Consider the following 19,192-nt stretch of genomic DNA (forward strand, 5'->3'; position numbering starts at 1 on the left):
CCGCTCAGGGTCATCTCCTTTTGCCTGATATACGCTGTTTCATCTTGAGAAACAGCCAAACAAGGGGTAATCATGTCTTCCATTCGTCTGACCCAATACAGCCACGGGGCTGGCTGCGGCTGCAAAATTTCTCCCAAGGTGCTCGACACCATTCTCAAGAGCCAGATCCCGGGCTTTGACGACCCGACCCTAGTGGTTGGCAACAGCAGCAAGGATGACGCGGCCGTGGTCGATATCGGCAACGGTCAGGGCATTGTTTCCACCACCGACTTCTTCATGCCCATCGTCGATGATCCCTTTACCTTTGGCCGCATCGCGGCCACCAACGCCATCAGCGACATCTACGCCATGGGCGGCAAGCCCATCGTTGCCATTGCCATCCTTGGCTGGCCCATCAATACCCTAGCCCCGGAAGTGGCCCAGCAGGTGATAGATGGCGGCCGCCAGGTGTGCCATGAAGCGGGCATATCCTTGGCTGGCGGCCACAGTATCGATGCCCCCGAGCCCATCTTCGGCCTCGCGGTGACCGGCATAGTGCCGCTCAATGCCATCAAGCAGAATGACACCGCCCAGGCGGGCGACATCCTCTACCTGACCAAGCCCCTTGGCATCGGCATCCTCACCACGGCCCAGAAGAAGGGTAAATTGAAGCCAGAGCATGAGCAGCTGGCCCCCAACGCCATGTGCACCCTCAACAAGATTGGCCAGCGCTTTGCCGAACTGCCCGGCGTGCACGCCATGACGGATGTGACCGGGTTTGGCCTGGCGGGCCACCTGCTTGAGATGTGCGAAGGCTCAGGGGTGTGTGCCACCCTCGATTTCAAGGCGCTGCCACTGCTCGACGAAGTAGATTACTACCTGTCCGAGGGCTGCGTACCGGGCGGTACCCTGCGCAACTTCGATTCCTATGGCGCCAAGCTCGGTGCCATGGATGAACGCACTCGCAACATCATGTGCGATCCGCAGACCAGCGGCGGCTTGCTGGTTGCCGTCGGTAAAGAAAGTGAAGCCGAGCTCCTTGCCATCGCGACACAAGCGGGGCTGCCCCTCTCCCCCATAGGCCAGCTGAAAGCCTATACCGGAAACCAGTTTATCGAGGTTATCCAATGAGTCAGCAGCTGCTTGCTATTGATGCGGATCTGGCTCGGACGTCTCTGGAGGTTCTGAGATGAGCCAACTGCCACTCACCTCGGATCTGGCCCGGATTTTTCTGGATGATGTCCCGCTTATCGACTTGCGTGCCCCCATCGAGTTCAAGGAAGGGGCCTTCCCCTGCTCGACCAGTCTGCCCCTGATGACTGACGATGAGCGTGCCCAGGTGGGCACCTGCTTCAAGCAGCGAGGCCAGGCGGCGGCGATTGAACTGGGTCACCAACTGGTGGGGGGCGTCGTGCGTGCCGAACGGCTCGACGGCTGGCTAGCACAGTTGCGAAAACAGCCCGATGCCCTGCTCTACTGCTTTCGTGGCGGCCTGCGCTCACAAACCGTGCAACTCTGGTTGCATGAGGCCGGGATCACCCGTCCCCGGGTAGCCGGTGGCTACAAGGAGATGCGCCGTTTCCTCATCGACACCCTGGACAAGGCAGCGGCCGAGTGTCACTGGACAGTGCTGACCGGCATGACCGGCTCCGGCAAGACCCATATGCTGGAGCACGTGACTCAGGCGGTGGATCTGGAGGGGCATGCCCATCACAGGGGCTCGTCATTTGGTCAGCTTCCAGGGGGCCAGCCCAGCAACATCAATTTTGAAAACAAGCTGGCCATCGAACTGCTCAAGCGCCGCCACCAGGGTGAACATGCCTTCGTGGTGGAGGACGAGAGCCGGCTCATCGGTCGCTGCTGCCTGCCCAACCCCCTGTTTGATGCCATGTGCGAGGCACCGCTGGTGGTGGTGGATGTACCGCAGAGCGAGCGTGCCGAACAGATCCGCCAGGACTATGTGCACGATCTCTGGCTACGTTATCAGGCCATGTTTGGCGCCGAAGAAGGCTGGCCACTGTTTGCGGCCTATCTCACCGATGCGCTGGCCCGCCTCAAGCGCCGCCTTGGCGATCAAGCACACCGCGAGCTGGACCAGCTGATGCAAATCGCCCTCGCCGAGCAAGCCAACAGCGGCACCACCGAGCGCCATCTGGCCTGGATCACCCTGCTGCTGACCCGCTACTACGACCCCATGTATCTCTATCAACTGGGCAACAAGCGTGAGCGCATCGTGTTCCGGGGTGAGAAGCAGGCCTGTCTGGACTTCTTTGCCGAGCAACACGCAGCCCGGCAGCAAGACTGACTCCCCCCGTCAAACAAGAGGACCCCTTATGTTGAAATTCGAGGTGATCCCGGTCACTCAATTCGCCCAGAACTGCTCCCTCATCTGGTGTGACGAGACCCACCAGGCGGCGCTGATTGATCCGGGGGGCGAGGCCGACAAGCTGCTCGCAGCCATCACCAAGCGCGGGCTTACCCTGACCCACATCCTGCTGACCCATGGCCATCTGGATCACGTGGGCGCTGCCGCAGAGCTGCGTGAAACAACCGGCGTTGCCATCACAGGCCCCCACAAAGAAGATGCCTTCTGGCTCGACATGCTGCCCCGGCAGAGCCAGATGTTTGGCTTCGCCCATACCCCTGCTTTCACGCCGGACAGCTGGCTTGAGCAGGGTGACAAGGTGCGAGTGGGCAACTGCGAGCTGGAGGTCTATTTCTGTCCGGGCCACACTCCGGGCCACGTCATCCTGCTCAGCCAGGCCGAAAAACTCGCCTGGGTCGGTGACGTGCTGTTCGCCGGCAGCATAGGCCGCACCGACTTCCCACGCGGTGATCACGCCACCTTGATAAAGTCGATCACTGAAACCCTGCTGCCGCTGGGTGACGAGATTGTCTTTATCCCGGGCCATGGCCCCAGCTCCACCTTTGGCCGAGAAAAGACAAGCAATCCTTATCTGACCCAACCCGTCTGGTAACAGCAAGCAGGCTTGTCACTGACGCCAAGAGGGCGACCCCGGGGTCGCCCTCTTCCATGACTTGCTGCAAGCGTCATCAAACGCCAGACAGCAAAAAGCCACTCCTGAGAGTGGCTTTTTCTTCAACCAGATTGGCTCGCTATTAAACGCGAACGAAATCCAGGTGAACCAGCTTCGGCTTAACCGGGTGACGCTGGATAGCCTTCACTTTAACGTTGACTTCTTCACCGTTGATGACCAGGGTCAGCACGGATTCGTAGAATTCCGGCTTCTCTTGGGCGATGATGAATTTTTTGTGGTCAACAGTGATGGACTGAGCTTCTTTGCCGGCACCGTAGATGATGGCAGGAACTTGGTCAGCGTGACGCAGGCGGCGGCTCGCACCTTTCCCCAGGTCAGAACGGACTTCAGCTTGGAATACGAAAGACATAGTGGTTATCTCATATAGATGAATTTATGGTGCTGACTGCGACCGGTCAGCACCTCGCAAAACGAGGGCGCATACTAGCATGGGCCCTGAACAGTGACAAGATACCTTAACGCCCCTGCTCCAGTCGGGCAAAACGCTGCTGCCGCTGTGCCGGACTCAGGGCATCGAAGCGCGCCAGCGTCTGCGGCGCAGGGCAGTAGAGGGTATCCCCCGCCTTCACCCGGATGCCGTTGCCCATCAGCGGGCGATTGTCATCGACAATGGCCAGCAGATAGCTGTAAGTGTCCCCCGCTATGCCCGTGACAGTGCCGTTCTGAGCCAGGGTCGCAGCAATGCGCCACAGGGTTTCTCCCGATGCCACCCGATGACAGACCTGCTTGCCACCGGCAGCGGGAGCCGCCAGCGTCAAGGTTGTGTTGACGGATGTCGGTGTGACAACGGGTTGCGATTCTCTCTTCGCCTCGTCTCGGGCGACACTCACCAGCATGGCCTCCGGCGCCAGCCAGGTTGCGTGCAGATTGAGGCTCACCAGCAGCGGCTCAGCTCCATCACGGATGGTTCTTGGCTGACCGGGCATCACAGGCGAAGAAAATTCCGCCATAAAGGGTACCTGACCAAGGCTCGCAGCCTGTTGGCTCTGCCTCTGATCCAAGGCAGGCAGCAGAGGCGCAAGCCCGTAGGCGGCCTCATCGATACGCCTGAGCCGGGCCAGATACGCCTTGGAGAGTTGAGCCTCCCCCTCGAACAGGTCAAAGGGGGGCACCAGCCGGGCCGGAAACAGCACCTGCCAGCGGCCCTTCTTTTTCTTGAGCTCAAGGGGGGGGAATTGATTGCCCCGCCAGGCCACGAACATGGCCGGCGGAGTACGGTGTAGCGGGTAATACTCCGGGTTCAGTTGTACCCAGGTTTGCTCGGCTATGGGTTGATAGCCACTGATGTTGACCATTGCCACGCTTAACCAGAATCCAAGCATCCTTGCTCCTCCGTTAGCCTTTTCCTGGTCGGCGGCAAGGGCCACCGACACGAAGACCTGCCTGTCTCCTACAGCAGATTAGCACTGGGCGATGGCGTTGAGCACCCGTTTATCTGACACCGGATAGGGGGTCCCCAGATTCTGGGCGAAGAAGGAGACCCGCAACTCCTCGATCATCCAGCGGATATTGGCCACTTCGGTCGGGATCAACTGGGATTTGGGGATCTTGGCCAAGAGAGCTTTGTACTCGGCTTCAACGCTCTGCACCTTGAGCATGTAAACCCGATCCCGGTTGGGATCGATGGCCAGCTTTTCCATCCGGCGCTCAATGGCTCGCAGGTAGCGCAGCAAGTCCGGCAGCCGCTGCCAGCCAGTCTCGGTCACGAACCCCTTGTGAATGAGGTTGCCCAGCTGAAGCTGGATATCCGACATGGCAAAGGCGGTGTCGAGCTGCATCTTGCCCTTGAGCCGCTTCTTGATTTCGTGAGAAAGCGTCAGTACGGCTTCCACCTGGCTGGCCACTTCCACCACGGCATCGTTGAGCTCGGCGCGCACAAATTCCTTGAGCGCCTCGAAACCGGCCTCATCCCAGGCCAGGCCGCCATGCTGTGCAATGAGCTTGTCGCAACCGCAGGCAATGCAGTCATCGATAAGCTCGGCCACCTTGCCAAACGGATTGAAATAGAGCCCCAGCTTGGCCTTGTTGGGCAGCTTCTCCTGCAGGTACTTGATGGGTGATGGCACGTTGAGCAGCACCAGTCGGCGCTGGCCCGCCCACATCAGCTGCTGCTGGGCCACAGCGCTCTCCACCAGCTGGATGGAGACAGAGTCCTTCTCATCCACCAAAGCCGGATAAGCCTTCACCTCGAAGCCGCCGCGCTTCTGGCTGTATTCCTGCGGCAACTCGCCAAAGCTCCACAGCGTCAGGCCTGATTGCTCTATGTCGTCGTCCGCCACCTGGGACAGCGTCTCCTGCACACGCCCACGCAAGGATTCTTTCAGCGCCTCCAGATCCTTGCCTTCCGCAATAGGCTTGTGCCTATCGTCCACCACCCGGAAGGTGAGTTTCAGGTGATCGGGCACCGCAGCCCAGTCCCATGCCTCGCGGGGCACAGTCACCCCCGTCATGCGCCGCAGTTGACGCTCCATCTCGTCCAGCAGTGGTCCCTGCTCGGGGTTGAGGCTGGCGAGCAGCGCATCGGCGTAGTTGGGGGCCGGTACGAAATTCTTGCGCATCGGCTTTGGCATGGATTTTATCAGCGCCACCAGCAACTCATGGCGCAGCCCGGGGATCAGCCACTCGAACCCCTTTACCTCCACCTGATTGAGCAATGGCAGCGGAATATGCAGGGTAACGCCATCGGCCGCCTCCCCCGGTTCAAACTGGTAGCTCAATTTAAGTTTGAGTCGCCCCTGCTGCCAGAAGTTGGGATAGTCGAGATCACTGATGTGGGCCGCATCCCCCTTCATCAGCATCTCCCGCTCGAAGTTGAGCAGCTCTGGGTCCTGCTTTTGTGCCTCTTTCCACCAGTTGTCGAAGTGGCGACTTGATATCACCTCTTCCGGCAAACGGGCGTCGTAGAAGCGGAACAAGTCCTCATCCTCCACCAGAATGTCGCGACGGCGGGACTTGTGCTCCAGCTCCTCCACCTCGGCCAGAAGCTTGCGGTTGTCGCCAAAGAAGCGGTGACGGGTCTCGAAATCCCCCTCCACCAGGGCACGACGGATAAAGAGCTCTCGACACAGCACAGGATCGAGGCGGCTGAAGTTGATGGTGCGCTCATTGACCAGCGTCAGACCAAACAGGGTCACTTTCTCCTTGGCCATGACGGCGCCATTCTTCTTCGACCAGTGGGGAGCGCTGTGGTGCAGCTTGATGAGGTGAGCCGCCAGCGGCTCCACCCACTCGGGTTCAATCTTGGCATTGACCCGGGCATAGAGGCGGGAGGTTTCCACCAGTTCGGCGGCCATCACCCACTTGGGCGGTTTCTTGAACAGACCCGAGGCCGGGAAAATGTGGAAGCGGCCGTTGCGGGCGCCGAGAAACTCGGGCTTCTCCAGATCCTTGTTGCCGATATGGCTCAGGAGGCCGGTCAGCAAGGCGCAATGCACCGTCTTGAAATCCGCCGGTTCATGATTGGCTTTAAAGCCCAGCTCTTTCACCGTCTGGCGTAACTGGAAGTGAATATCCTGCCACTCGCGCACTCGCAGGTAGGAGAGGAACTCCTTCTGGCACATGCGACGGAACGGGTTGCTGCCCAGTGCATCCTGCTGCTCTTTGAGGTAATTCCACAGATTGACGAAGGCAAGGAAGTCAGAATCCTTGTCTTCAAAGCGTTTGTGTTGCTCGTCGGCGGCCTGCTTCTTCTCCATGGGCCGCTCGCGGGGATCCTGGATGCTGAGGCCGGCGGTGATCACCATGACCTCGCTCAGGCAACCGGTTTGCGCCGCCGTGATCACCATCTTCGCCAAACGGGGATCAAGGGGAATGCGCGACAGCTGACGACCTATGTCGGTCAACTGCAGTTTGGGTTCCTGATCCCGGGTGCCAGGCAGCTCTCTTACTGCCTCCAGCTCCTTGAGCAGGCTCAGGCCATCCTTGATGTGGCGCGACTCGGGCGGCTCGACGAAGGGAAAGGCCTCCATGTTGCCAAGCCCCAGCGCTAGCATCTGCAAAATGACGGAGGCCAGGTTGGTACGCAGGATCTCGGGATCGGTAAAAGCGGGACGATTGTTGAAATCCTCCTCGGAGTAGAGGCGAATACAGATACCGTCCGCCACCCGGCCACAACGCCCTTTGCGCTGGTTGGCACTGGCCTGGGAGACCGGCTCTATGGGCAGGCGCTGCACCTTGGTACGCCAGGAGTAGCGACTGATGCGGGCAGTGCCCGGGTCTATCACATAACGGATGCCCGGCACTGTGAGAGAGGTTTCCGCCACATTGGTGGCGAGCACGATGCGCCGCCCGGCGTGTTGCTGGAACACCCGGTTCTGCTCTGTGTTGGAGAGGCGCGCATAGAGCGGCAGCACTTCGGTATCTCGCAGGCCCAGTTTGTTCAAGGCATCGGCGGTATCGCGGATCTCCCGCTCGCCGTTCATGAAGATGAGAATGTCCCCCAGTCCTTCCTCGGCCAGCTCCTGCACCGCATCGAAGATACCCTGCAACTGGTCGCGATCGTCACTCCCTTCCAGCAGCGGCCGATAGCGTACATCGACGGGATAAGTGCGGCCGGAGACCTCGATCACCGGCGCCTTGTTGAAATGGCGGGAGAAGCGCTGGGGGTCTATGGTAGCCGAAGTGATGATCACCTTGAGATCGGGGCGCCTTGGCAGCAGCTGCTTGAGATAACCCAGAATGAAGTCGATGTTGAGGCTGCGCTCGTGGGCCTCATCGATGATGATGGTGTCGTACTGGGTCAACATACGGTCGTTCTGGATCTCCGCCAGCAAGATACCGTCTGTCATCAGCTTGATGTGGGTCTGCTCGCTCACCTGATCGGTAAAGCGCACCTTGTAACCCACGTACTGGCCGAGTTCTGACTCCATCTCCTCTGCGATACGGGCAGCCACAGTACGGGCAGCCAGACGGCGCGGCTGGGTGTGGCCGATGAAGCCCTTCACCCCGCGCCCCAGCGCCAGGCAGATCTTGGGGATCTGGGTCGTTTTGCCCGAGCCGGTTTCACCGGCGATGATCACCACCTGATGCTCACTGATCGCCTTGGCGATCTCTGCCTGCTTCTGGCTGACAGGCAAGTTGTCCGGGTACGTGACCTTGGGGACACCGGCCAGACGGGACTGATAACGCGCCTGCGCTGCGTCCAGATCGGCGGCAATGGTCTCCAGCACTGTGATCTGCTTGCCCTCGGGCAGCTTCTTGATCCCGTTCAGACGACTGGAAAGACGACGGGCATCAAGGTTCATGCAGGCTGATAGACGGCGGCGCAGCGCCTCGATAGAGAGAGACAAGGTACAAATTCCTTAATAGAGAGCCCGGCATGGGGCCATATCGACAAGCTTCGGCAGATCCTAAAGAGCGGGCGGGAGCGGTGCAAGCCTTAAAGCGACTGGGGTAGCGATGAAAGCCGGAATAGATCCGGTATGAAGAGAATGCCTGAATAAAAAGAGCAGGCACCCGGCCTGCTCCTGATGACGCCTTCCACTCAACCTGATCAGACCCGGGCCTTGTGCACGAAGCAGGTACCCAGCTGGGCATGGATCGCCTGCATCACATCGTGACGGCTGATCACCCCGAGCAGGCGACCCTCCTCCACCACCGGATAGATCTTGGGCTTTTGCCCCATCATCATCTCGGCCAATTCCAGAATGCTGGTATCAGGCCCGACGGCCAGCACCTCATTGCGCATCACATTCTTGACCTGAGCCACCTGCTCGCAGTGATAGGCCTCTTTGAGCATGACGGCGATACAGTCCTGCTCGGACACCCAACCAATGAGATGACCCAGTGCATCCACTACCGGGCCACCGAGCTGGCGGCTATTGAGAAACTTTTCCACCGCAGATTGCACCATCATGTCAGCGCTGAACGTGATGGGCCGGTGCTGCATGTAATCCTTTGCTTTTAGTGATTCCATTGTGCTTCCCCCAACCAGCCTCCCGGGCGGGAGGCGCAAGTCAGACACTATGTCCGACCCACACCAAGCATAGCTCGCCCAATATCAGGAGATGGATTGCAGCAGCAACAGCAATTCGTTCTGGCTGTGGCAGTCGGTTTTCTTGAAGACCCCTTTGAGGGTCGAGCGGACTGTTTCCACCTTGACACCGCGCAGCTCGGCGATGTCGTTGCTGCTATAACCCTTGCTCATCAGCACCAACAACTCTTTCTCGCCGATGGTGAGGGGGTAAAGGCTCGCCAGTGCCTCGATATCGGGATTGAATGAGTGTTCGGGATCACGCAGCACCACTTCCACATAACGCTCAAACCGGCTGAGGCCGCTCATCAGGGTGCACTGGATCAGCAAGGGCCTTAAATTGGCCTGACGGGGAATGGACATATAAGCGCTCGCCCCCGGCAACAGGTAAGCAAAGCCATTCAATATCTCTTTGAACTGGCGTTGCTGCTCCTTATTTTGCAGCGAGAAGATACCATTGATGGCTCGCAGCTCCACATTTTCATCTGAGATACGGTTGAAGGCCACATTGGAATAATGGATATGGCCTTTGTCATCGACGATGGCACTGGGCTTATTATGATTTTTAACCAGCTGCTGCAGCTGGTAGTTCTGGGTCTCCAGGGCCAGCAGATTCCAATAATGGTGGCTCCAGGCAGCCAGGCCGGAATAAACCTCTCCCAGTGAGGAGATATCCTGAGCACTGAAATCATCCTGGCTGGCACCACGATAGGTACACAGGCTGCTAAGGCCCCGCCCCTTCACCCGGCAGACGCCACCCGCCGCAAACTGGGCGCCGAAGCTGGCCAGCAATCCTGCCGAATTGGACAGGGTGGTGGCATTGACTATGCCCTGGCAGCCCTTGTCCAGATAATGATTGAACCACACATCCTGGCGATGGTGTTGCACATAGAACTGCTGCTGAGCCTCGGTCAGGCCGCTTGAGAAGAGTTTTATCCCGTCGCTTTTGTCATCATCCCGTAACAAAAATAGCGAGGAACTCCCCGACACATCGGTGCGGAACTGATCCACCACCAACTTAATGTCAGAATCATTAATACCGCACTCATATAACTGGCTTATATAGGGCGATACCCTTTCCTTTACTAATGCCTTCACACCCGAACTCCTAATTCTTATTTTTATTGAGGAGGCATCTTACTCTGCAATGAGAAACGCGAAAAGTAGTCAAATGAACAAAGGTTTTATAACTGTTCCGTAAATAGTAATGATGAAACGACATAAGGGTGAGCGAAAGCGAAAATTTAAAATCCAAGTTAATGTTTTTTATGCTTTTTGTCGCTATGGATTTTTTTGTCGATCTAAAGATTCCTGTCTCTGTGACATCCTGATTACCCGACAGGCCTCACATTTTATCCCTTTTGCCATGACTGCGGGTCCAGCCCGGATAAAAGCGCGACACCCTGCAAGCCCGCGGCGCTGCGATACCGGGTCTACGCAGACAAGCCACAGGTTATCTATTCCATCGTTCTGGCGCCTGAACCAAAAACCCTCATCCCAAAGAGCCGGGCAAGCCTTTTGTCGTCTGGGTCCCCTCATAAAAGACTCAAATTGAGCTTGTTTCTCAATGGTTAATTTTGTGTTTTATTTGTGAAGACGGAAATGTATTGTATATACAATTTGTTCGATGGATGTCGGACAGGTATCAACCACAAGGAGAGTGTATGGAACCGGAAAATGCATTGATAGCGCCCACCCGATCATCGGCGGGGATCAAGCTGCTGCTAGCCAGCCTGTTTGGTATCGCCATCTTCTTCATCCCCTTTGAACTGGCAGGCCGCAGCACCATCATGGTGGACCACCTGGCCGGTTTTCTGATAGCGCAGCGCCCACTGGCGGTGGGGTTGATCCTGTTGCTGATTGGCTATGGTGCCATCACACCCTTGCTGGATGGTCGCTGGCGCGCCCGTCCCATCGACCGGCTTCTGAGCCTGTTCAAGCTGATCGGCCTGGTACTGGCACTCATGTATGTTGCCAATCTGGGGCCGGCCTGGCTGATGACGCCGGATCGTCTGCCCTTCCTGTTTGACAAGCTGGCCATGTCGGTCGGTCTTATCGTGCCCATTGGTGCCATGGCCCTTACTTTCTTGCTCGGCTTCGGTCTGCTGGAGCTGATAGGCGTACTGATGCAGCCCGTTATGCGGCCACTGTGGCGCACGCCGGGGCACTCTGCCATTGATGCGGTCGCCTCTTTCGTCGGCAGCTATTCGGTGGGACTGCTCATCACCAACCGGGTCTTTCTCGCGGGTAAATACACTGTGCGCGAAGCCGTCATCATTGCGACCGGGTTCTCCACCGTATCGGCCGCGTTCATGATCATAGTGGCCAAGACCCTCAACCTGATGGAACACTGGAACTTCTATTTCTGGTCCACCCTGGTGATCACCTTTGTCATCACCGCCATCCTGGCGCGCGTGCCCCCCATCTCCAACATGGCCCATCATGGGGAAACCGACGAACCATTGCCCGCCGGCAAGAACCGCTGGCAAGCCGCACTGGCATCCGGGTTGATCCAATCCAGCATGGCGCAACCCGTACTGCGCCAGTTGCAGGACAACCTCAAGGATGGCCTGCTGATGGCGGCTGCCGTGGTGCCCACCATATTGTCGGTTGGTCTGCTCGGTCTGTTGCTGGCGCAACACACACCGCTGTTCGACCTGCTGGGCTGGCTGCTGTGGCCGCTCACCTGGCTGCTGGAACTGGGCGAACCGCTGGAAACTGCCAGGGCACTTTCAGCCGGGCTGGCAGAGATGTTCTTGCCCGCCATTTTGCTCAAAGATGCCGACCTGCTGGTGCGCTATGTCACCGCAGTGGTATCGGTCAGCTCGGTTCTCTTCTTCTCCGCCTCCATACCCTGCATCCTGGCCACCCGGATCCCGGTGAGTGTGGGCCAGCTGGTGGTGATCTGGCTGCTACGCACCCTGCTTGGCATAGTGCTTGCCGCACTGTGCGGCAAGCTTGCCATGGCAGCAGGCTGGCTGAGTTAAGCAAGGTGGCAACACCCCAGTGATGACGCGCAAGCGCGTGCACAAACCAAGAAGGCGCCCGAGGGCGCCTTCTTTTGGCTTAGGGGCAGCCATTACACCAGCCCGGCACCGGGGCGCTTAATCGGAAAAAACGCCATAAAAAACGCAGCTGACACAGATTCCTGTATCAGCTGCGTCCTGGTCACGCTTGATAGGGCTTGCGATGCCAGATGAGGAACGAATGAAACACCCATCCTGCGCCACATCGCAAGGAGCATCAGACCGATCTGGCCCTTAGCCCGCCCCCTATCGACGCATTGGATTTACGTCAGCATCCTTAGAAGGGCAGCTTCATGCCTGGGGGCAGTTGCATGCCACCGGTCAGCTCGCCCATCTTGCTCTTGCTCTGCTCTTCCACACGACGTACGGCATCGTTGACGGCGGCAGCAACCAGATCTTCGATCATCTCTTTGTCATCTTCCATCAGGCTCTGATCGATCTCGATGCGACGCACGCTGTGACTGCCAGCCATGGTGACCTTGACCATACCAGCACCGGCTTCGCCGACTACTTCCATCTCGGCAAGCTGCTCTTGCATCTTTTGCATGCGCTCTTGCATCTGTTGGGCCTGTTTCATCAGGTTCCCCATTCCACCTTTACCAAACATATGTCGTCTCTCGTCTTGAAATCCGGCATCCAGCGCCGGGCTGTGGGCTTGTTCTGTCCTAAATGGGGACAGGCAAACCCCTTTTCAACCGGGCACTGGGCCCGGCATGGGTTTTAACGAATCGTATTCAACTGCTCAGCGGCTCTATGCTCTCCTGGTGGAGCACGGCGCCAAACCTTTGTCTGAGAAATTGCACATTGGGATCCTGCTCCAGATCCCGGCTCACCTGCTCGCGCACCCCCAGATAGAGGCGATGCTCGATCTCAAGGGGGGTTTCCTGATCCGGCACAGTCCCCAGTGTCACCTCCACCTGCACGGCTTGGCCAAGCTCGGGGCCTATGATCTCGGCCAGATCGACACGGGCCCTGTCGCTGACCAGATGACGCTGTTCGGGTTTCAGGGTCAACAACACCTTGTCTCCCTGCCGGGTCATAACAGAGTTGATCGCAAGCTGGCGCAGCCGGCCACCGACGCCAGTACGGGCAATCAACTCAGCCCAGGGATCGCCGCAATTGACCAGCAAGGAAGACGGGATCAGTCTGGCGACCTCTTCCCCCTCCTCGGGTTGGTTGTCGCTCTCCAGCTCATCCCAGTCTATGGTCTCCATCACGGAGGCAACCATGGGCGCTGACTCGCTGGTAGCAACCGCTTGGGGTATCACGGGTGCGGCACTGGACACGGCAGGCGCTACCTGCGCCCTCGCGGCCGGTGTACCGTCCAGATCCCAGGGCGGCAGATCATCGGGGTTGGGGCGAGCCCTGGTGGGCGCCTGAGCCGGGGCAGCCTGACCATAGGCAGGCACGGCACTGGCTCCCGAAGCCGCCGTCTGTGCCACATTCGCCATTGACGCACTGGCAGCAGACTCGCCAAAGCCTTGATTCAGATACTCTTCATAGTCGCTGCCCCCCTCATCATATGCATCCAGCGGCGGCAATTCGTCATATGCCGTCACAGGGGCTGAATGATGGACAGGCGCCACAGCCGCTCCTTGCCAGGGAGCTGATGGTGGCGTGACGGCTGGCTGCGCGACAGGGCGCCCCTCGGGCGCAGCCACCGGTTTGATGGGTGCAACACGCGGGGCCTGGGCTGTCGCAGGCTCGCTGCGCAATCGACTACGCAGCAGATTGCGCTTGCCAAGCAGGCTCTGCATGCTGGACGCGGCAGACGGCGCGGCTTCAGGCTCAACCACCGACTCGGCGACTATCTCAGCCGGCACCTCGGTGGGTTGCTCAGCTGCCACTGCCATGTCTGAAGGAACGTGCTGCATCGCCTCATCGGCAACCACAACGGTGCTGATCGAGGCGCTCGGCGCATCCATGACAGGCTGCGCCTCGTAGCCCATCTGCTGCGCTTCGCGCAGCAACTCGTCCTGTTCGACAAAGAGCGGCGCGCTCAGCGCATCGCTGGCCATCTCCTGCTCATCCGTCTCGAGCACGGCATGCGCAACAAGGGGCACCATCTGGGTGGCGGTATGTTCTGCCGACACGGAGCCGGGGGCAGCAGGGTGAGCCACAATCGCAGTGGCCAGCGTCGGGGCGAAGTCAGCCCCGCGGGACTTTCCCAGCTGGGCCGGCGCGGCTCCCATCCCTCCCGCCATGGAGGGTGGCAGAACCGTGAGATTGGCAGGATGCACGGCCTCACGACGCGGGGAGAAAGCCAGCATGCGCAAGCACGTCATCTCCAGCGAGGTGCGACCGTCCGGTGCCCAGGGCAAATCTTTTCGTCCCCCCAGCACGATTTGGTAGCAAAGCTGCACCTCTTCCGGGCTCATGGCCTGGGCAAGTTGCAGCAGAGACTCGGCATCGGCCCCCTGCTCCTGCACTGTGGCAGGCAACAGCTGTGCCATGGCAATGCGGTGCAGCAGACCTTCCAGCTCGGCATGGAGCTGATCAAAATCGGGGCCCAGGGTAGCGATTTCAGTGATCTTGGCCATGGTGGCCGCAGCATCCTGGCGCAGGATCGCCTCCAGCAACTGGTGCAGGTGGCGATGGTCCAGGGTGCCCAACATGGCCAGCACGCTTTCAAGGCGCACGCTGCCATTGCCATGGGCCAGCGCCTGATCGGTCAGACTCAGGGCATCGCGCATGCTGCCATCGGCCGCCTTGGCCAGGGCCAGCAGGGCACGCGGTTCGAACGGTTGAGCTTCCTGATCCAGCACCCACTCCAGCTGCTTGGCAATCTGGGTCTGATCCAGACTCTTGAGATGAAACTGCAAGCAACGGGAGAGAATGGTAATGGGCAGCTTCTGCGGATCCGTGGTGGCCAGCAGAAACTTCACATAGGGAGGCGGCTCTTCCAGGGTTTTGAGCAGGGCGTTGAAGCTGTGACGCGACAACATGTGTACCTCATCGATGAGATACACCTTGAAGCGTCCGCGGGCCGGGCGGTACTGCACGTTATCGAGCAGCTCGCGGGTATCTTCCACCTTGGTGCGGGAGGCGGCGTCAATCTCCAGCAGATCGACAAAGTTGCCCTGATCGATCTCGCGGCAGGTGTCGCATACGCCGCACGGGTGACTGCTGATCCCCTGCTCGCAATTGAGACTCTTGGCCAGAATGCGGGCTATGGTGGTCTTGCCGACCCCTCGGGTACCGCTGAGCAGATAGGCATGATGCAACCTCCCCTGATCCAGGGCGTTGGTCAAGGCGGTCAGCACATGATGCTGGCCTACCACTTGTTCAAACGTATGGGGGCGCCATTTACGCGCCAGAACCTGATAGCTCATAAATCTCGATGCAGGGATAACAAGGCATTGAGGCAGAATGCTAACACAAATGGATGTTGGGCTGTATCGGCTATCGGCGAGGTCGGGAGGGATCGCTTGAATTTCAAACCGATGCCCGGACGGGCACCGGTTTCAAGACGCGCAACAGGCTGACGAGGCCTGCTTTGCATACTGGGGGATTATTCGCCGGCCAGTTCGACCAGTGAGACGACCTTGATGCCGGCGGCAGTCAGGCGGGTGTTACCACCCAGGGACGGCAGTGAGATGATGAAGGCCGCATCGGCCACCTCACCACCGGCACGGCGGATCAGCTTGACGGTCGCATCGACGGTACCGCCGGTCGCCAGCAGATCGTCAACCACCAGCACCTTGTCACCCGGCACTATGGCATCGGTGTGCAGTTGCAGGGTGTCGGTGCCGTACTCGAGGGCATAGGACTCTTCAATCACGGCGCGGGGCAGTTTGCCAGGCTTGCGCACAGGCACAAACCCCAAGCCCATGGCGAAGGCGACCGGCGCACCGAAGATGAAGCCGCGGGCTTCCGTACCGACGATCTTGGTGATCCCTTGATCACGATAATGCTCGGCCAGCAGATCGATGGTGGCCTTGAAGGCCTCCGCATTCTCTATCAGGCTGGTGATGTCACGAAACAGAATGCCCGGCTTCGGATAGTCGGGAATGGTCTTGATGCTCGCTTCGATAAATTTCAGGGTTTCCGGATTCATGGTTTGACCGTTTGTTTTTCGACCCAGATGGCCGTTTATCTCATCTTCCCGCCAGCGGGAAATAAAAAGGCCCATCACGCAACATGACAGGCCGACTCCATAGCATTATTGCAGCAATAGCTTAGGGACTTCACTTCTCCATTGCAACTGGCTCCAGTACTGGCAAACGTATTAACCAGGTGAGCAGGATCACCATTATGGCAATGAGCAGCAATCTGACCCACAGCAGAGGCACCACCGCCAGGGACACAGAGAAAGAAAGCAGGATAAAGACGACAGCGCGGCGGCGGGCATGACGGCGAATGCCGCGGTGCAGCTGCCAGTCGACGATGGGCGGCCCGAACCAGGGGTGAGCCAGCAACCAGCGGTGAAAGCGGGGAGAAGAACGGGCAAACAGCGCCGCCGCCAGCAACATGAAGGGAGTGGTTGGCAGCAGTGGCAGCACTATCCCGACAATGCCGGTCACGAAGGCCAGCCAGCCCAACCCCATCAGACACCAACGTTTCATGGCTGCTCCTTTACAATGCACCTCTGCTTAGCCTAACAGAATTGGCCCAAAAGCCGACAACGTCGGCTATCTCCACAGCAATCTGCGGCTCATCAGCCTCCATGAAGCTGCCAACGGCTATCATCTCTGCAATCCCTTGCCTTCGGAACCGGTTATGCGCGTTATCATGTTCATCCCCTTGCGCTAGGTGGCTGATTCATCCCGACGTGTGGGCCGACGGCTGACAACGCCGGCCATTGCCACTACAATCTGCGCTCTTTTTTCTCCCCTTGTCTTCGGAAGCAGCTATGCGCGTTATTTTGGCCCCCATGCAGGGGGTGCTGGATCACCTGATGCGGGAGGTCCTCACCTCCGTCAACGACTACGACCTCTGCGTGAGCGAATTTATCCGTGTGGTCGATCAGCTGCTGCCTGCCAAGGTGTTTTATCGGATCGCGCCCGAACTCAAGCAGGGCGGCAAGACCCGCGCCGGCACACCTGTGCGAGTACAACTGCTGGGGCAGCACCCTGAATGGCTGGCAGAAAATGCTGTGCGTGCCATCGAGCTCGGTTCACCGGGGGTCGATCTCAACTTTGGCTGCCCTGCCCCCACAGTGAACAAGAGCAAGGGGGGCGCCGTCTTGCTCAAGGAGCCCGAGGCCGTCTACCGCATCGTCAAGGCGGTGCGTGAGGCGGTGCCCGCTCATCTGCCGGTCAGTGCCAAGATCCGTCTCGGTTACGATGACAAGGATCTCTACCTGGAGAATGCTCAGGCTGTCTATCAGGCTGGCGCCAACGAGCTGGCGGTCCATGCCCGCACCAAGCGCGAAGGCTACAAGGCGCCGGCTCATTGGGAGTATGTGGACGCCATCCGCCGCGCCCTGCCCATCCTCGTCACCGCCAATGGCGAGATCTGGGATCACCAGGATGCCCTGACCTGCGCCAATGTCTCCGGTTGCGACGCCCTCATGGTGGGCCGGGGCGCCATCTCCCTCCCCAATCTGGCCAACGTGATGAAGACCGGTTGCGCTCACATGAGCTGGGCAGCAGTGTTGCAGCTGATGGTGAGTTACACGGAGCAGGATCTGGCGAGCGAGAAGGCGGATTACTATCCCAGCCGCATCAAACAGTGGTTCAGTTACCTCAAGCGGGAATACCCGCAAGCCGACCTGTTGTTTCGTGATATCCGCCTGTTCAAGGAGACGGATCCCATTCGCGAGGCCCTGTTGCAAGCCACGAAAACTGTGATCTAACCGTCCTTTACTTGACGCATATCATCTTGATAATCCTGTCGCTTCCCTATACTGCCCTGGATTTGTAATTCGTCTGTTGGGGGCTAGTGTGTGTGAAATGACGCAAGCCCGGTTGGCCGTGTGGCGTGAACGCCTGCTGGCTGACTGGGCGCAAGTAAGAGGAGAGCTGATCGATCAGCTCAAAGCCTGCCGGCGTGACGAGTGGGCGGAAAAAGTGGATCACTGCGAGCGGGATCAGCTGGTTGATCTGACCAGTCGTCTCGATTTGCCCAAAGTGGAGCAGAGTGTGGCGAGCCTCAAGCGGATCGATGCTGCTCTCTGTCAAATGGATCTGGGCCTTTATGGTCTTTGCTCCGATTGCGAGGAGCCGCTCTCCATCGAGCAACTCGAGCAGGATCCGACCCTGCAACGCTGTCCGCGCTGCGAAACCCGTTATGACAAGGGGTTCCACGCTCACGAACTCTAAGGGATGCACATTCGTGCATCCTCTCTTCCCGGCTGGTCAGGCTGTCGCTTCTATCCAATAATCAACAACAACCGTGCTGAACAGGGATGTTTCCGTGTACAGAGTCTTGTTGTTATGGTGTTTGTGTTTCACCGCCTGGGCACAGGAGTCACTGAGCGTGGGCTGGTCAAGCTGGCACCCGTTCAGCTTTCGCGATGAACAACAGCAGTTGCAGGGGCTGGACATAGAACTGCTGGAGGCCATCTTCAACCGGACCGACTTCGAGGCCCGCTACATCGAAATGCCCTGGGCCCGTACTCTGCGCGAGCTCGAGTTCGGCTCCCTCCAGATGACGATGACGGCCAACAAGACAGTTCAACGGGAACAGTTTGCCCGCTTCTCCATCCCCTATCGCCATGAAAGCACAGTGCTGATCATCCGACGCCAGGACAAAGCACGCTGGCAAGGGGTCGACCAGCTATCCGAGCTGCTGCCCCTCACCCAATTCACCATAGGCGTGCTGCGCGACTTTGATTATGGGGCGGATTTTCGCACCTTTATGCAGGCCCCCCAGGTGACGGACCGTCTGATCGTCAGGTTGCGGATGGAGCAATTGATCAAGCTGCTACTGGCGGGGCGCATTCAGGGGGTGGTCATGGATCCCATGGGCATGCAGGAACTGGCCCTCGCGGGCATATCCCTCGATAAACTGACCACCTTGCTCGATATCCAGCAAAACCCCGTGCATTTGATGCTAAATCGCCGCACTACCACAGAGCCGCAGTTGCAGCGCCTTGATGAGGCCATACGGGCGCTGATGCAAAGCCCGCAATACGCCGAAATCCTTGCCCGTTATCACTACCCGCTGCACTGAGGCAGATATAAAAAATGGGCCCAGCGGCCCATCTCTCTTTT

At 58.8% G+C, this 19,192-nt stretch carries 16 protein-coding genes; 7 read left to right on the forward strand and 9 right to left on the reverse strand.

All coding sequences use genetic code 11. The features are described 5' to 3' along the window. Positions 1-69: 69 nt before the first annotated feature. From selD to GWQ31_RS09680, 3 genes are read left to right on the forward strand one after another with little or no spacing between them, the layout of a single operon-like run. Positions 70-1,110 carry a selenide, water dikinase SelD gene (gene selD, locus GWQ31_RS09670; RefSeq protein ID WP_265448812.1) on the forward strand — a complete coding sequence of 347 codons (1,041 nt, stop codon included), beginning with the start codon at positions 70-72 and terminating at the stop codon, positions 1,108-1,110. Positions 1,111-1,168: 58 nt separating this feature from the next. Then, positions 1,169-2,284 carry a tRNA 2-selenouridine(34) synthase MnmH gene (gene mnmH / locus GWQ31_RS09675; protein WP_275909224.1) on the forward strand — a complete coding sequence of 372 codons (1,116 nt, stop codon included), beginning with the start codon at positions 1,169-1,171 and terminating at the stop codon, positions 2,282-2,284. 28 nt (positions 2,285-2,312) lie between these two features. After that, a complete protein-coding gene (locus GWQ31_RS09680; RefSeq protein ID WP_275909225.1) occupies positions 2,313-2,957 on the forward strand; it encodes an MBL fold metallo-hydrolase in 645 nt (214 codons plus the stop codon). 142 nt (positions 2,958-3,099) lie between these two features. Here the strand turns inward: GWQ31_RS09680 and rplY are convergent, their stop codons facing one another. The 5 genes from rplY to GWQ31_RS09705 form a co-directional block, all read right to left on the reverse strand. Then, positions 3,100-3,387: a 50S ribosomal protein L25 gene (gene rplY / locus GWQ31_RS09685; protein WP_005311442.1), complete on the reverse strand. Its 288-nt coding sequence runs from the start codon at positions 3,385-3,387 to the stop codon at positions 3,100-3,102. Positions 3,388-3,493: 106 nt separating this feature from the next. Then, positions 3,494-4,360 carry a LysM peptidoglycan-binding domain-containing protein gene (locus tag GWQ31_RS09690; protein ID WP_111587885.1) on the reverse strand — a complete coding sequence of 289 codons (867 nt, stop codon included), beginning with the start codon at positions 4,358-4,360 and terminating at the stop codon, positions 3,494-3,496. 78 nt (positions 4,361-4,438) lie between these two features. Continuing rightward, positions 4,439-8,326 carry an ATP-dependent RNA helicase HrpA gene (gene hrpA, locus GWQ31_RS09695; protein WP_275909226.1) on the reverse strand — a complete coding sequence of 1,296 codons (3,888 nt, stop codon included), beginning with the start codon at positions 8,324-8,326 and terminating at the stop codon, positions 4,439-4,441. 203 nt (positions 8,327-8,529) lie between these two features. Further along, positions 8,530-8,952: a CBS domain-containing protein gene (locus GWQ31_RS09700; RefSeq protein ID WP_005311439.1), complete on the reverse strand. Its 423-nt coding sequence runs from the start codon at positions 8,950-8,952 to the stop codon at positions 8,530-8,532. Positions 8,953-9,036: 84 nt separating this feature from the next. Next, complete coding sequence (locus GWQ31_RS09705) at positions 9,037-10,107, reverse strand: LuxR C-terminal-related transcriptional regulator (RefSeq protein WP_034523647.1); 1,071 nt, start codon at positions 10,105-10,107, stop codon at positions 9,037-9,039. Positions 10,108-10,673: 566 nt separating this feature from the next. Between GWQ31_RS09705 and GWQ31_RS09710 the strand changes: the two genes are divergently transcribed. Then, positions 10,674-11,996, forward strand: a complete 1,323-nt coding sequence (locus tag GWQ31_RS09710; RefSeq protein ID WP_275909227.1) for a YjiH family protein — start codon at positions 10,674-10,676, stop codon at positions 11,994-11,996. A gap of 316 nt (positions 11,997-12,312) precedes the next feature. Here GWQ31_RS09710 and GWQ31_RS09715 read toward each other — a convergent pair whose 3' ends face one another. From GWQ31_RS09715 to GWQ31_RS09730, 4 genes are all read right to left on the reverse strand, one after another. Next, positions 12,313-12,642: a YbaB/EbfC family nucleoid-associated protein gene (locus GWQ31_RS09715; RefSeq protein WP_011898717.1), complete on the reverse strand. Its 330-nt coding sequence runs from the start codon at positions 12,640-12,642 to the stop codon at positions 12,313-12,315. Between the two features lie 127 nt (positions 12,643-12,769). Continuing rightward, a complete protein-coding gene (dnaX, locus tag GWQ31_RS09720) occupies positions 12,770-15,367 on the reverse strand; it encodes a DNA polymerase III subunit gamma/tau (RefSeq protein ID WP_275909228.1) in 2,598 nt (865 codons plus the stop codon). A gap of 179 nt (positions 15,368-15,546) precedes the next feature. Then, positions 15,547-16,092, reverse strand: a complete 546-nt coding sequence (apt, locus tag GWQ31_RS09725; RefSeq protein ID WP_275909229.1) for an adenine phosphoribosyltransferase — start codon at positions 16,090-16,092, stop codon at positions 15,547-15,549. A gap of 130 nt (positions 16,093-16,222) precedes the next feature. Further along, positions 16,223-16,600 (reverse strand): YbaN family protein, encoded by a 378-nt coding sequence (locus GWQ31_RS09730; protein ID WP_005311418.1) that lies wholly within the window; start codon positions 16,598-16,600, stop codon positions 16,223-16,225. A 287-nt stretch (positions 16,601-16,887) separates the two neighbouring features. On the opposite strand from GWQ31_RS09730, the gene dusC reads away from it, so the two are divergent. The 3 genes from dusC (at position 16,888) to GWQ31_RS09745 (ending at position 19,151) form a co-directional block, all read left to right on the forward strand. Beyond that, positions 16,888-17,832, forward strand: a complete 945-nt coding sequence (gene dusC / locus GWQ31_RS09735; RefSeq protein WP_275909230.1) for a tRNA dihydrouridine(16) synthase DusC — start codon at positions 16,888-16,890, stop codon at positions 17,830-17,832. Between the two features lie 97 nt (positions 17,833-17,929). Further along, positions 17,930-18,298, forward strand: a complete 369-nt coding sequence (locus tag GWQ31_RS09740; protein ID WP_021139343.1) for a TraR/DksA C4-type zinc finger protein — start codon at positions 17,930-17,932, stop codon at positions 18,296-18,298. A gap of 94 nt (positions 18,299-18,392) precedes the next feature. Continuing rightward, the gene (locus tag GWQ31_RS09745; RefSeq protein ID WP_275909231.1) at positions 18,393-19,151 is read left to right on the forward strand and encodes a transporter substrate-binding domain-containing protein; all 759 of its coding nucleotides are present in this window, start codon (positions 18,393-18,395) and stop codon (positions 19,149-19,151) included. Positions 19,152-19,192: the final 41 nt, after the last annotated feature.

The sequence above is a fragment of the Aeromonas sp. 2MA4 genome (genome assembly GCF_029237305.1).
Classification (GTDB): Bacteria; Pseudomonadota; Gammaproteobacteria; order Enterobacterales; family Aeromonadaceae; genus Aeromonas; species Aeromonas salmonicida.